The 12,650-nt window shown below is 68.3% G+C and carries 12 protein-coding genes and 2 pseudogenes; 10 read left to right on the top strand and 4 right to left on the bottom strand.

Translation table 11 applies throughout. From position 1 onward, the window contains the following. Positions 1–10: 10 nt before the first annotated feature. Positions 11–463, bottom strand: coding sequence for a nuclear transport factor 2 family protein (locus AB5L52_RS14760; RefSeq protein WP_351766873.1), 453 nt, complete (start codon positions 461–463; stop codon positions 11–13). Between the two features lie 215 nt (positions 464–678). Between AB5L52_RS14760 and AB5L52_RS14765 the strand changes: the two are divergent. From AB5L52_RS14765 to AB5L52_RS14805, 9 genes and pseudogenes are all read left to right on the top strand, one after another. Beyond that, a pseudogene (locus AB5L52_RS14765) lies at positions 679–954 on the top strand (TcmI family type II polyketide cyclase); the annotation flags it as partial. A 42-nt stretch (positions 955–996) separates the two neighbouring features. Beyond that, positions 997–1,329 (top strand): TcmI family type II polyketide cyclase, encoded by a 333-nt coding sequence (locus AB5L52_RS14770; protein WP_369368878.1) that lies wholly within the window; start codon positions 997–999, stop codon positions 1,327–1,329. After that, complete coding sequence (locus AB5L52_RS14775; RefSeq protein ID WP_369364421.1) at positions 1,326–2,597, top strand: beta-ketoacyl synthase; 1,272 nt, start codon at positions 1,326–1,328, stop codon at positions 2,595–2,597. The genes AB5L52_RS14770 and AB5L52_RS14775 overlap by 4 nt, the downstream gene beginning before the upstream one ends. Further along, positions 2,594–3,787 (top strand): ketosynthase chain-length factor, encoded by a 1,194-nt coding sequence (locus tag AB5L52_RS14780; protein ID WP_351573962.1) that lies wholly within the window; start codon positions 2,594–2,596, stop codon positions 3,785–3,787. The genes AB5L52_RS14775 and AB5L52_RS14780 overlap by 4 nt, the downstream gene beginning before the upstream one ends. Positions 3,788–3,827: 40 nt before the next feature. Further along, entirely contained in the window at positions 3,828–4,094 is a 267-nt protein-coding gene (locus AB5L52_RS14785) for an acyl carrier protein (protein ID WP_351573965.1), read from the top strand. A gap of 16 nt (positions 4,095–4,110) precedes the next feature. After that, positions 4,111–4,896, top strand: a complete 786-nt coding sequence (gene fabG, locus AB5L52_RS14790; protein ID WP_369364423.1) for a 3-oxoacyl-ACP reductase FabG — start codon at positions 4,111–4,113, stop codon at positions 4,894–4,896. A gap of 33 nt (positions 4,897–4,929) precedes the next feature. Further along, positions 4,930–5,880: an aromatase/cyclase gene (locus AB5L52_RS14795; RefSeq protein ID WP_369364425.1), complete on the top strand. Its 951-nt coding sequence runs from the start codon at positions 4,930–4,932 to the stop codon at positions 5,878–5,880. Beyond that, positions 5,877–6,776 (top strand): alpha/beta hydrolase, encoded by a 900-nt coding sequence (locus AB5L52_RS14800; protein ID WP_351573974.1) that lies wholly within the window; start codon positions 5,877–5,879, stop codon positions 6,774–6,776. The genes AB5L52_RS14795 and AB5L52_RS14800 overlap by 4 nt, the downstream gene beginning before the upstream one ends. 363 nt (positions 6,777–7,139) lie before the next feature. Beyond that, positions 7,140–7,883: a 4'-phosphopantetheinyl transferase superfamily protein gene (locus AB5L52_RS14805; protein ID WP_351573977.1), complete on the top strand. Its 744-nt coding sequence runs from the start codon at positions 7,140–7,142 to the stop codon at positions 7,881–7,883. Between the two features lie 301 nt (positions 7,884–8,184). Here the strand turns inward: AB5L52_RS14805 and AB5L52_RS14810 are convergent. Together AB5L52_RS14810 and AB5L52_RS14815 are read right to left on the bottom strand one after the other, a co-directional pair. Next, positions 8,185–8,486 (bottom strand): annotated as a pseudogene (locus tag AB5L52_RS14810) (LysR family transcriptional regulator); the annotation flags it as partial. Positions 8,487–9,605: 1,119 nt separating this feature from the next. Further along, positions 9,606–10,568, bottom strand: coding sequence for a Ku protein (locus AB5L52_RS14815; RefSeq protein WP_369364428.1), 963 nt, complete (start codon positions 10,566–10,568; stop codon positions 9,606–9,608). 41 nt (positions 10,569–10,609) lie between these two features. On the opposite strand from AB5L52_RS14815, the gene ligD reads away from it, so the two are divergent. Beyond that, positions 10,610–11,497, top strand: coding sequence for a non-homologous end-joining DNA ligase (ligD, locus tag AB5L52_RS14820; RefSeq protein ID WP_369364430.1), 888 nt, complete (start codon positions 10,610–10,612; stop codon positions 11,495–11,497). Positions 11,498–11,543: 46 nt separating this feature from the next. On the opposite strand, the gene AB5L52_RS14825 is transcribed toward ligD, so the two are convergent. After that, positions 11,544–12,347, bottom strand: a complete 804-nt coding sequence (locus AB5L52_RS14825; RefSeq protein WP_369364431.1) for an NERD domain-containing protein — start codon at positions 12,345–12,347, stop codon at positions 11,544–11,546. Between the last annotated feature and the right edge of the window lie 303 nt (positions 12,348–12,650).

Consider the following 12,650-nt stretch of genomic DNA (forward strand, 5'->3'; position numbering starts at 1 on the left):
GCCCCGTCGGTCAGCCGTTGTGCATGCCCTCGTCGTCGCCCGTCGTCCACACGGGTTCGATCTCGATCCGGGACAGCAGCCACGCCCCTTCGGTCCGCACTGCGGTGAAGGTGTAGCGAGCACCCAGATCGAAATGCCTGCCCGACCCGTCCCGGCTCACATGCACTGCCGTGACGTTCGCGTGGACGGTCGCGCTGTCGCCCTCTGGTTCGGGGACCACATTCGTCATGGAGTGCATGGTGGCCGCCCAGATCAGGTCGTCGCGCAGCATGCCGGCCAACGCCTCACGGCCGTCTATCCGGATGTCCGGCGCCAATTTCATGGTCACAGTCGGAACGAATACGGTGGACAGCGCCTCGTAGTCGCGAGTGTCGACGGCACGCGCGAATCGTGCCACCAGAGCCTGTAGTCGAATAATGTCTTCCATGCGTTTGACCGCAGCGATCGAATCCATCTCATCCATAACTGTGATGATGCGGTGAGAAAGGCGGTGACGTCTCGGTTTCGGAATCTTCTGACGAATCCCTGACGAAGACTTCTCACTGAGTGCAGAGTTCTGTGCAGAGTTCTGAAGTTGTCCGTATTGAAACCTGTATCGCGCACCGGAAGACTCTTTCTCATCAGGCTTCCCGAAGACCGATTCGGAATTCAGTGGACTTGCGTTACGGAGAAGGATATATGCACAGCAGTGTCATCGTCGCCCGGATCAAACCCGGATCCACTCAGCAGGTCGCCGGCTCCTTTGCAAAGCTGGACGGTAAGACGTCCGGTACCCGGAATCTCCTGCGCCGCCAGCTCTTCGAGTACAAAGGTGTGTACATCCACCTCCAGGACCACACCGCCGAGAATTCGACCGAGGTCGTGGAACACGGCAGTGACGAGGCTTTCGCCCCGTTCCTCGACATCCACGACCCGGCAACCCGCACCGCGCCTTCAGACATGATCGCGCGCCGGTTCTACGAATGGCGCGGACAGCCGGTGACCGATCCGCACCTGATGTACAGCACCGTGATCGTGGCCCGGCTCGCCCCGGCCGACATCGACACCGTCGCGAAGTTGTTCGCAGACTTCGACACCGGCACCGAACTGCCGCACACGATGGGCACGCGGCGCCGGCAGCTGTTCGCCCACAAAGGGCTCTACTTCCACATCCAGGACTTCGAGTCCGACAACGGCGGTGAGCTGATCGAGCGGGCAAAATTGGATCCGCGCTTCGTGAAGATCCAGCAGGACCTGTTGCCGTACATCACCGTTTTCGACCCGGCGACCTGGCGCTCACCTTCCGACGCCATGGCGTCGCGCTTCTACACCTGGCAGGTCGCGGCATGAGCGAGCGTCGCGTGGTCGTCACGGGGATGGAGGTGCTGGCCCCTGGCGGTGTGGGCACCGACAACTTCTGGTCCCTGCTGAGCGAAGGCCGCACGGCCACCCGGAGTATCACCTTCTTCGACCCCACACAGTTCCGCTCGCGCGTGGCCGCGGAGATCGACTTCGATCCCTACGCGCACGGCCTGACCCCGCACGAGGTACGGCGCATGGACCGGGCTGCACAGTTCGCGGTGGTCGCGGCGCGCGGTGCCGTCGCCGACAGCGGTCTTGAGACGGATGCGCTGGACCCGTACCGGATCGGTGTCACCATCGGGAGCGCGGTGGGCGCCACCATGAGCCTCGACGAGGACTACCGCGTCGTCAGCGACGGCGGGCGGCTGGATCTGGTGGATCACACTTACGCCGACCCCTTCTTCTACAACTACTTCGTGCCGAGTTCCTTCGCCGCGGAGGTCGCCCGCGCCGTGGGTGCTCAGGGGCCGAGCAGTGTGGTGTCGGCCGGGTGCACGTCTGGGCTCGACTCCGTCGGGTACGCCGTGGAACTCATCAGGGAGGGCGCGGCGGACGTCATGGTCGCCGGGGCCACCGACGCGCCGATCTCGCCGATCACGATGGCTTGCTTCGACGCGATCAAGGCGACCACGCCTCGCTTCGACGAGCCGGAGCACGCCTCCCGGCCGTTCGACAGCACCCGCAACGGCTTCGTGCTGGGTGAAGGCGCGGCGGTGTTCGTCCTGGAGGAACTGGACAGCGCACAGCGGCGCGGCGCGCGCATCTACGCCGAGATCGCGGGATACGCGACGCGCAGCAACGCCTACCACATGACGGGGTTGCGCCCCGACGGCGCCGAAATGTCCGAGGCGATCACGGTCGCGCTGGACGAGGCACGGATGAACCCCACAGCGATCGACTACATCAACGCGCACGGCTCGGGCACCAAGCAGAACGACCGGCACGAGACCGCCGCCTTCAAACGAAGCCTCGGCGACCACGCGTACCGCACCCCCGTGAGTTCCATCAAGTCCATGGTCGGGCACTCGCTGGGAGCGATCGGTTCGATCGAGATCGCGGCGTCCGTACTGGCGATCCGGCACAACGTCGTCCCGCCGACGGCGAACCTGCACACACCCGACCCCGAGTGCGACCTCGACTACGTCCCCCTGACGGCACGCGACCAGATCGTCGACACGGTGCTCACGGTCGGCAGCGGCTTCGGCGGATTCCAGAGCGCGATGGTGTTGGCCCAACCGGAAAGGAACGCGGCATGACCGCCTCAGTGGTGGTGACCGGCCTGGGGATCACCGCCCCCAACGGCCTCGGCACAAAGGACTACTGGAGTGCGACCCGCGTAGGCAAGAGCGGCATCGGCCCGCTCTCCCGCTTCGAAGCGGCACCGTACCCTGCGAAGCTCGCCGGCGAGATCAACGGTTTCGCGGCGGCAGAGCATCTGCCCAGCCGCCTGATGCCGCAGACCGACCAGGTCACCCGGCTCTCGCTGGTCGCGGCGGACTGGGCACTCGCCGATGCCGGGGTCAGCCCAGCGGACCTGCCGGCCTTCGACATGGGCGTCATCACGGCCAGCTCGGCCGGCGGCTTCGAGTTCAGCCAGAACGAACTGAAGAGCCTGTGGAACAAGGGCAGCGAGTACGTGAGCGCGTACCAGTCGTTCGCCTGGTTCTACGCGGTCAACACCGGCCAGATCTCCATCCGCAACGGCATGAAGGGCCCCAGCGGTGTCGTCGTCACCGACCACGCCGGCGGCCTGGACGCGGTGGCGCAGGCCAGGCGCCAGATCCGCAAGGGCACCTCGCTCGTGGTCGCCGGAGCCGTCGATGCCCTGTTGTGCTCGTGGGGCTGGGTGGGACTGCACACCAGCGGCCGGCTGAGCACGGTGAACGAACCCAGCTGCGCCTACCTGCCCTTCGACGACCGGGCAGCCGGTCATGTGCCGGGCGAAGGTGGTGCGCTGCTCATACTGGAGGCCGTCGATGCCGCCCGCGCCCGCGGGGCCAAGGTGTACGGCGAGATCGCCGGATACGCCGCCACCTTCGACGGTCGCGAGCCGGGGCTGCGCAAGGCGGTGGAGCTGGCCCTCGCGGACGCCGGTCTGGCGCCTTCGGACGTGGACGTGGTCTTCGCGGACGCCGCGGCCGAGCCCGAACTCGACCGGATCGAAGCGGAGACGCTGGTCGACGTGTTCGGTCACCGAGGTGTCCCGGTCACGGCGCCCAAGACGATGACGGGCCGCCTGTACGCCGGCGCGGCCGCCCTGGACCTCGCCACCGCCTTCCTCTCCATGGAGGAAGGACTGATACCTCCGACCGTCCACACGGAGCCCGCCGAGCGGTACGGCCTTGACCTGGTCAGCGCGCAGGCGCGGGCAGCCGATGTCCGTGCAGCGCTGGTTCTGGCCCGCGGCCACGGCGGTTTCAACTCGGCGATGGTCGTACGTTCCTGAACCCCCGATCCACACCCTGTCAATGAAAGGCAGAACCCTCATGTCCCAGACCACGTTCACCCTCGACGACCTCAAGCGCATCCTCCTCGAAGGCTCCGGCGCCCCCGAGGGCGGAGGGTTCGAAGCGGACGTCCTCGACACCGAGTTCAGCGACATTGGCTACGACTCGCTCGCACTGCTGGAGACGGCCAGCCGGATCGAGCGGGAGTACGGGACCGACCTCGACGAGTCCGTCATCGGCGACGCCACGACACCGCGCGCCTTCATCGACGCCGTCAACAACCACCTCGCCGTACCGGCCGCCTGAAGGGAAACAGGAAGAGATGACACAGCGAGAGCAGCGCGTCGCCCTGGTGACCGGCGCGACGAGCGGGATCGGCCTGGCCGTGGCACGGCTGCTGGCCGCACAGGGCCACCGTGTGTTCATCGGTTCACGTACCGAGGACAAGGTACTGACCACCGTCAAGCTGCTTCAGGAGGAGCAGCTGGAGGTGGACGGTGCGGTCCTGGACGTGCGCTCGGTGGACTCGATGCGTGGCTACGTCAGGGCCGCGGTCGATCGGTTCGGGACGGTGGACGTGCTCGTCAACAACGCGGGCATCAGTGGAGGTGGGGTGACCGCCGACATCACCGACGAATTGTGGGACGACATCATCGACACCAACCTCAACAGCGTGTTCCGGCTGACCCGGGAAGTCCTCACCACGGGGGGACTGCGTGAAAGGAACTGGGGCCGCATCGTCAACATCGCCTCCACCGCCGGCAAGCAGGGAGTGGTGCTCGGCGCCCCGTACTCGGCCTCCAAGCACGGCGTCGTCGGTTTCACCAAGGCGCTGGGCAACGAGCTGGCTCCCACCGGCATCACCGTCAACGCCGTCTGCCCTGGGTACGTCGAGACGCCGATGGCCGAGCGCGTACGACAGAACTACGCCCGGCTGTCGGGATCGTCGGAGACCGCGATTCTGGAAAAGTTCCAGGCCAAGATCCCGCTGGGCCGCTACTCGACCCCCGAGGAAGTGGCCGGTCTGGTTGGCTATCTGGCCTCCGACACGGCGGCGTCCATCACCTCCCAGGCCCTGAACGTCTGCGGTGGCCTCGGCAACTTCTGACCGCACCGCGCCCGTCCCCATCCGAGGAGCCCCATGCCGTCCGAACTGCGCACGTCCGAACACGAGATCAAGATCGCGGCGCCCGCCGCGGACATCTACCGGCTGCTGGCACAGGCGGAGAACTGGCCCCAGCTGTTTCCGCCGAACATCCACGTCGACCATGTGGAGCGTGGTCAGCGCGAGGAACGTATCCGTATCTGGGCGACGGCCGGCGACACCGTCAAGAACTGGACCTCGCGGCGCACTCTGAACCCGGAAGCGTTACGTATCGCCTTCCGCCAGGAAATCAGTTCGCCCCCCGTCGCCGCAATGGGGGGGACCTGGCAGATCGAGGATCTGCCGTCCGGAGAGGCACTGGTGCGCCTCGGCCACGACTTCCGGGCCACCGACGAGAGCAGTCTGGCCTGGCTCGAAGAGATCGTGGACCGTAACTCCCGTGCCGAGCTGGAGTCCCTCAAGGCACTCGCCGAGTCGAAGGAGGCGACTGACGAACTGACGTGCTCCTTCGAGGACACGGTGCAGGTCATGGGCGAAGCCCAGGATGTCTACGACTTCATCTACGAAGCGAACCTGTGGACCGACCGGCTGCCCCATGTGGTCACGGTGCGCCTCGACCAGCCTGCGCCGGGGCTCCAGGCCTTGGAGATGGAGACGTTGTCCAAGGACGGCAGCACACACACCACGAAGTCGTACCGCGTGGGACTCGCACCCCATCGGATCGTCTACAAGCAGATCACACTGCCGGCGCTGATCACCTTGCACACGGGTCGCTGGACCTTCACGCCGACCGACGACGGAGTCGAGGCGTCCTCGCAGCACACTTTCACGGTCAACACAGCCGCCATCACGAAGGTGTTGGGAGAGCAGTCGACCGTGCAGGACGCGATCGAGTACGTGCGCGCCGCGCTCAGCACCAACAGCATGACGACGCTCACCCTCGCCAAGGCACACGCGGAAGGTCTCGCCAGGGCAGGCCGGCCATGACAACGGCACCCCCCGCCCCGCCTCCGGAACGGGTGGTCGACCAACGGCACATCACCCTGGACGCGGACGGCATCACGTTGTCCGCCCGCCTCGCCCAGCCGGTACACGTCCCGCCGAGGGCGACGATCGTCGCCCTGCACGGGGCCGGGATGAGCTCGGCGTACTTCGACGGACCGGCCCACCCGGAGACTTCGCTGTTGGCGGTCGCCGCAAAACTGGGCTTCGCGGTTGTGGCCGTCGACCGGCCCGGATACGGGGCCTCGGCCGAGCAACTCCCTTACGGGCAAGGGATCGTGGAGCAGGCCGCCACCTTGACCGTGGCGTTGCGCAGCCTGTCGGCGCACTGCGAGGCAGGCGCGGGGATCTTCCTCATGGCCCACTCCTTCGGAAGCAAGCCCGCGCTGCTGATGGCGGCGGACGGTACGGTTCCCGGGCTGTTTGGCCTCGACGTGTCCGGTTGCGGTGACGAATATGTGGTCTCGCCCTCCGCGCCGGGTACGCGGGCCGGGAGCTGGAAGCTCAACTGGGGGCCCCTGAGGCTGTATCCGCCGGGAACATTCCAGTCCAGCATTGGTATTGTCGCGCCGGCGCCGCGGCATGAACTCGACGACGTCGCGCACTGGCCCGATGTGTTCGCCGCGCTGGCGGGCCGTATCCGCGTTCCCGTCCGGTTCACCTTCGCCGAACACGAGGCATGGTGGCGCCGGGACCAGTCGGCACTCGCCCGGCTGCGTAACCGACTGGGAGCGGCGCCCCGGGTGCTGATCGACCACCAGCCCGACGCGGGCCACAACATCAGCCTCGGCTGGACGGCCCGGGCCTACCACCTGCGGGTCCTCGGCTTCGCGGAGGAGTGCCTGCGTCAGCAGGCGACCGGGAGGGGGCAGCGGAGATGACCGGGAACCGGTACGAGGTCAGTTGGCAGCAGGGAGAACGCTGATGGCTTGCGCGGCGAGCACACCCCCGCCGTTCGTTGCGGACGCGGAACACCCTTTGGTCGCGGCACTGAGCATCTTCGTCCCCGGCATCAACGGCGCACCCGGGAGTGCGGAGCGTGAGACGGAGGACGACGCGGACCTCTGTGAAGCGGTGGCTCGGCACTTCACCCGACGGGGGGCGGCATGAACGCGAGGACGGCACAGGACCCGTCACCCAAGAGCCTCGTCCTCGCCTGCGATCTACAGGAACCGGGGACCGAGGCAGCAGCCCGGGCAGTACTCCGCCGGCTTTCCACGAACGACCAGGAACGGATCGCACGCATGCACCGTTCCACCGACCGGACACGTTCTGTGATGGCCCGGTGGCTCGCCCTCCGGGCCGCTTCCCAGGTGCTCGGAACACCGTGGACCGGCCTCCAGCTCAGGCGGCATCGCCAAGGGCTCCCCTATGTCGTGGCGCGGCCGCACCTGTCCGTCAGCATGGCGCACAGCGGACGCTACGCGATGGCGGCCGTGGCGCTCGGCGGGCGAGTGGGCGTGGACGTGGAGGAGATCTCCCGGGTAGCCGCGCTGCCGGACAGTGCCTTCCTCACCCCTGCGGAGATCTCCGCCCTGCCTCCAGCGCGGCAAGGAGGGGAGCCCAGGGCAATGCTGTGGGTGCTGAAGGAAGCCGCGACGAAACTGACCGGCGAGGGACTGCGCGCGGGCATGAAGCAGATCGGGTTTCGCTGGCGGAGTGGAGCGCGGGGGCTGTGTGCCGCCCGAACCACCTACACCACCGGTGAATTCACGGTCTGCCGTCTTCCCGGCGGTTATGTCTGTGCGGTGGGGATGTCGGCGGGCACACCGCCTTCGACCCCATTGTTCCTCGCCGCCGGTCACCGACCATGGCTGGAAACAGAGAGGAGCGACTTCTCCATGCAACTCATGTCCAGGCGGCCCGTCCACGAGAACAGCGGCCCGGAGCCCGACGGCACGACCGACGGGGGCGGCCCCGCCATGGCACCTCGGGTGGAACCGGACCTGGATGAGGCCGAACCGCACATCTGGCTCAGCGTCAATTGAGCACCTCCGTCGGCACCCCATGAGACCGGTCAGGGCAAGCGGGCAGTTGCTCTGACCACCCGGTCCCGACGGCTCGCGTGGTCGTCATCTGTCGTGTCCTTCTCGCCATGGCGACAGGGAAGGAGCGACGCTCACCCAGGTGTGAACGGCATGCGTGTGAAATCCCCCGTTCACCGCAGGCACTGCACCCGGGTGCGACGAGCGCGGGCCGTCGGCGTTCACGTCCGCTCTGTCACCGGCCGACACGCCTTCCATGTACCCCCGCACCAGCGCCCCCTTGGTCCTGCGTCCACCATGCCGGCACAGGGCAGGCTCCGAAGCCCGCGACCAGGACCTCTACGTCTCCTCCATGCTGGCGATCTCCGCGCCGATGCAAGGCGGCCGGTCGCCGCGTTGGTCGAGGGCGAACCAGTAGTCCCGTAGCGGACCCGATCGGTCGAGCAAGGCGTGTCACGAATCGTCGACCAAGTCCGTGAAGTCGTTCTCTTCCCGGGCCGTCAGGAGATGGGTCTCGACGAGAGCACCCAAGCGGGGCTTCTCGGCGACCATCGTCCATGCGGAGCGCTCGGCGTCGGGCAGGGGCAGCCAAACGAAGGCGACGTCCCCGTCCCCGGCCTCGCGGGCCAAGACAGGCAGGGGCGTTCAGTACTTCCACAACCCGAAGTGCGACTGAGGCTTCCAGCCCGGGCATCTACAGGGTCGAAGCCTCCAGGTGCTGACTTCCCTGCGGCTGTGGAGGCGAGTCCCTCCCGCTTCCACAGCCATTCTTCTACCTGCGCTCCCTGCGATCTGGTGCCTCCTCACGAGAAGGCCGATCCCCTCGGTGCAGGACGGCTCGACCGACTCCCGCGGCGGGTACGTCGCATGGGGCACCGGCACCGGTCGGCGCCATGTCCGGCTTCCTCGGAGCCCTCTCTGGCCGTGACCCAGTCAGCCCCACCGCCCTCCACTTGGCAGGGCCCTTCCCCGACCGGGACATCATCGTCTTCGTCGCCGCCGCGGTCGCCCTGACCACTGCGGTGGCAGGGCGCACAATCGCCCGGGAACTCCTGGGAAACCGCAGGTACAAGCGGAAACCCCAGCCAGACGCACCTGGGTCCGAACCAAGCCGTTTCTCTTGGTCAGAGCCTCAGCGGCAGACGAATCGGGCCGTACGCCAGGTTCAGAGCGAGACGGTCGCCGTCACCAACGTCCCGCCCCGTGTCCGCGGCGATTCCACTTCCCGTGGTCCCCGACTCTGTCGGGGACCCGAACCTGCGACCGCTGCCAACCCACTACCGGTTCAGCCGGACAACGGTCTGGATCACGAGCTGGCCGCTGCCAACCGGCGATTTTCCCCGTTCCCATGTTCTGAGTCCCCCGCCGGGGGCACTCGCCCGACCACCTACGGAAATCCGTACGTGACCAGGGCGGATGCCGACAGAGGAGGGCGGGAGTCAGTCTCACTGGCTCACGCCCTCTCTCGTTGTCTCGCACTGTTCGCGACGCACCTTCGATGCACTCCGAGGCGAACGAGTCGGGTACCTGTTGTTTCGCCTGCGGCCGGGCCGCTCTCCCTCCCGCGCTTTCAGGCCCCGGCGGTCGTGCCGCTCGCCTGAGTCGGTCCACTGCTTGCCGGAGACGGCTGCGGCCCCCTGAGGGGCGCGGGGAACTGCGCGATCAGCCACGGCGTGCCGGTACGAGAATGACCGGCTGCGCGCCTACGGCGCCCGGAAGTCGCCCTCAAGCCGACCGCTTGCGGGACGTGGTCTTCTTCGCCGCGGTCTTCTTCGCCGTCGACTTCTTCGCCGCTGCGGTCTTCTTCGCCGCGGCCGTCTTCTTGGCCGCAGGGGTGGACGCGGTCGCCGGCTTCTTCTTGCGGGGCAACGGTCTGACCTCGGCCTCGGCGCCGGGCGGCGATTCGCGGGACTCTCGGGCCGCGCGGACGCTGTTCTCCAGGGCCGCCATCAGGTCCAGGACCTTGCCCCCGGCGGCCGGTGCGGGGGCCTCCGGTGGTGCCTCGCCGGAGGCCTTCGCGGCGATGACCTCCTCCAGCGCCGCCCGGTACTCGTCGTGCAGATCCTCCAGGTCGACCTCGCCGAGCGTGTCCATCAGGGCGTCCGCCAGGTCGAGTTCCTTGTCCCGGATGGTGACGTCCGTGTCGGGGGCGACGCCTTCGGGGGCGCGGACCTCGTCCGGCCAGAGCAGGCCGTGCATGGCGATGGCGTCGCCGACCACCCGCAGCATGCCGAGCCGTTCCCGGCCGCGCAGCGCGTACTTGGCGATGGCGACCTTGTTGTTGCGCTTGAGGGCCTCGCGCAGGAGGACGTACGGCTTGGCGGCGGGCACGCCGCTGGCGGCCAGGTAGTACGCCGCGTCCATCTGGAGCGGGTCGATCCGGTCGGCCGGGACGAAGGCCACGATCTCGATCGTGCGCGCCGTGGGGATGGGCAGGTGGGAGAGATCCTCGTCGGTGATCGGGATGATCGTGCCGTCCGCGTCCTCGTACCCCTTGCCGATCTCGGTCTGGGTGACCTCGCGGTCCTCCAGTTCGCACACCTTGCGGTAGCGGATGCGGCCGTTGTCCTCGGTGTGGATCTGGCGGAAGGAGATCGAGTGGCTCTCCGTGGCGTTCACCAGCTTGATCGGGATGCTGACGAGACCGAAGGAGATGGCGCCGTTCCATATGGATCGCACGTGCCGCACCCTTCCTGCGATTTCACCGGCTTGTCTGGGATTGTCATCGTATGACGCCTATCACAGAGGTGGAGGGGCGGCGGGTCGCGCTCAGCAACCTGGAGAAGGTGCTGTATCCGGAGACCGGCTTCACCAAGGCGGAGCTGGTGCACTACTACGCGACCAGCGCCGATGTACTGCTGCCGCATCTGCGCGACCGGGCCGTGTCCTTCCTGCGCTATCCGGACGGCCCGGAGGGCCAGGTCTTCTTCACCAAGAACGTGCCGCCGGGTACGCCCGAGTGGGTCACCACCGCCGAGGTGCCGCGCTCGGAGGGGCCGGCGCGGATGGTCGTCGTACAGGATCTGCCGAGCCTCGTCTGGGCGGCGAATCTCGTGACCGAGTTCCATACGCATCAGTGGCTCGTACAGGACCCCGGCCAGGCCGACCGGCTGGTTTTCGACCTCGATCCGGGGGCGCCCGCGCACATCGTGCACTGCTGCGAGGTGGCCCTGTGGCTGCGCGAGCGGCTCGCGCGGGACGGCATCACGGCGTACCCGAAGACGGCCGGGTCGAAGGGGCTGCATCTGCTGGCGGCGGTGCGCGGAGGTTCACCCGAACGGGCGAGTGAGTACGCGAAGGCGCTCGCCGTGGAGGCGGAGCGCGCGATGCCGCGGCTGGTGGTGCACCGGATGACGAAGAGCCTGCGGCCGGGGAAGGTGTTCGTCGACTGGAGCCAGAACGCCGCGCGCAAGACCACCGCCACGCCGTACACGCTGCGCGCCCGCCCGGTTCCGCTGGTGTCCGCGCCGGTGACCTGGGAGGAGGTGGCGGAGTGCCGGAGCCCGGCGCAGCTGGAGTTTCTGGCCGACGACGTCGCTCCGCGGGTTCAGCGGTACGGGGATCTTCTGGGCGGGTTGCTGGATCCGGGGTCGGCCGGCTCGCTGCCCTTGCCCTGAGCCGTCGAGGCCGTCGGAGCCGCTGCCGGGGGCTGCCGCCCCGGACCTAGACCCTCCCCCACATGTTCCGGTCCCGGGCCATCGCGTGCAGGGCCTCCACATCCGCCGGCTTCAGCACCCCGCCCAGCCGGGCCAGTCCCGTCAGCTCGGTGTCCTGGAGGATCCGTACCGTCCGTGGCGGGGCGGTGACGGTCAGGTCGGCCGGGCCGGCCAGGGCCAGTACCGGGCGTACCTCGGCGGTCAGGGCGTAGGAGGCCCGGTCGGCGAGGGAGCGCAGTCGGCGCAACAGGGGCTCGGCCTCGCGGCGGCCCACGGTGACCATGGGGTCGGCGACCAGGACGCGGGTCTTGCGGGCGTACAGCGCGTGGACGGCGAACAGGCCGCCGGAGCCGAGCAGCAGATGGTGGATGCGGTCGCCGCCGGGGAGGGGGATGGAGTGCAGGGTGTGCCAGCCGGCGCCCTCCAGGGCGTCCAGGGTCCTGCCGACGGTCTCCTCGGCGGCCAGGGCGCGGCGGCGCGGGTCGGGGCGCAGCCGGTGGGTGGGGCCGGGGTCGCGGTCGAGGGCGACGAGCAGGGCCTCGCCGGGGCGGTTGGGTGCCAGGTCGTCGTCCGGGTGGAGGGTCAGCCGGGCGAGTTCCGCGGGGGTCGGGACCGGGGGCGGGCCCACGGTCACCGGGCCGGTCAGGAAGGGTTTCAGGGCTTGGAGTACGTCGTCTCTGCTGTCCTCGGCGAGCAGGTTGACCCGGCCTGTCTCACGGTCGAACCAGGCGACATGGGATCCGTCCGGGCGGCAGACGTACAGCCGTTCCCGGCCGTGCCGATTCGCCGGCACCACGCGCAGTGCGCTCATGCGCCATCACCCCTCGACCATGGGAACAGGCGGGGTGGTCCCGGGGCAAGACCGGTTACCGTGGAGCGGTCCGGCGAGGGGGAGTTGGTGAGGCGCCGTTGCGGGTAGGCGGGAGGCGTTCCGGCGCACCGGCCCCGGAGAGCCCTTGGAGACGGCCGCGCGGCACCGGTCGTCCGGTGCGGGCCGCCGGAGGCACCGAGCATACGACCGAGTAGCCTCTCCTCGAAGACCACCCCGACGGGTGCAAAAAGGACGTACATACGAAATTCTTCGTCTACGAATAAGGTGTACGGGGCCCCCACC

This window comes from Streptomyces sp. CG4 (assembly GCF_041080655.1).
Taxonomy (GTDB): Bacteria; Actinomycetota; Actinomycetes; order Streptomycetales; family Streptomycetaceae; genus Streptomyces.

Bases quoted from the DNA above. Each gene is read 5' to 3' on its own strand.
- AB5L52_RS14760 (WP_351766873.1), bottom strand. From the start codon at position 463: ATGGATGAGATGGATTCGATCGCTGCGGTCAAACGCATGGAAGACATT.
- AB5L52_RS14770 (WP_369368878.1), top strand. From the start codon at position 997: ATGTACAGCACCGTGATCGTGGCCCGGCTCGCCCCGGCCGACATCGAC.
- AB5L52_RS14775 (WP_369364421.1), top strand. From the start codon at position 1,326: ATGAGCGAGCGTCGCGTGGTCGTCACGGGGATGGAGGTGCTGGCCCCT.
- AB5L52_RS14780 (WP_351573962.1), top strand. From the start codon at position 2,594: ATGACCGCCTCAGTGGTGGTGACCGGCCTGGGGATCACCGCCCCCAAC.
- AB5L52_RS14785 (WP_351573965.1), top strand. From the start codon at position 3,828: ATGTCCCAGACCACGTTCACCCTCGACGACCTCAAGCGCATCCTCCTC.
- fabG (WP_369364423.1), top strand. From the start codon at position 4,111: ATGACACAGCGAGAGCAGCGCGTCGCCCTGGTGACCGGCGCGACGAGC.
- AB5L52_RS14795 (WP_369364425.1), top strand. From the start codon at position 4,930: ATGCCGTCCGAACTGCGCACGTCCGAACACGAGATCAAGATCGCGGCG.
- AB5L52_RS14800 (WP_351573974.1), top strand. From the start codon at position 5,877: ATGACAACGGCACCCCCCGCCCCGCCTCCGGAACGGGTGGTCGACCAA.
- AB5L52_RS14805 (WP_351573977.1), top strand. From the start codon at position 7,140: ATGCACCGTTCCACCGACCGGACACGTTCTGTGATGGCCCGGTGGCTC.
- ligD (WP_369364430.1), top strand. From the start codon at position 10,610: ATGACGCCTATCACAGAGGTGGAGGGGCGGCGGGTCGCGCTCAGCAAC.
- AB5L52_RS14825 (WP_369364431.1), bottom strand. From the start codon at position 12,347: ATGAGCGCACTGCGCGTGGTGCCGGCGAATCGGCACGGCCGGGAACGG.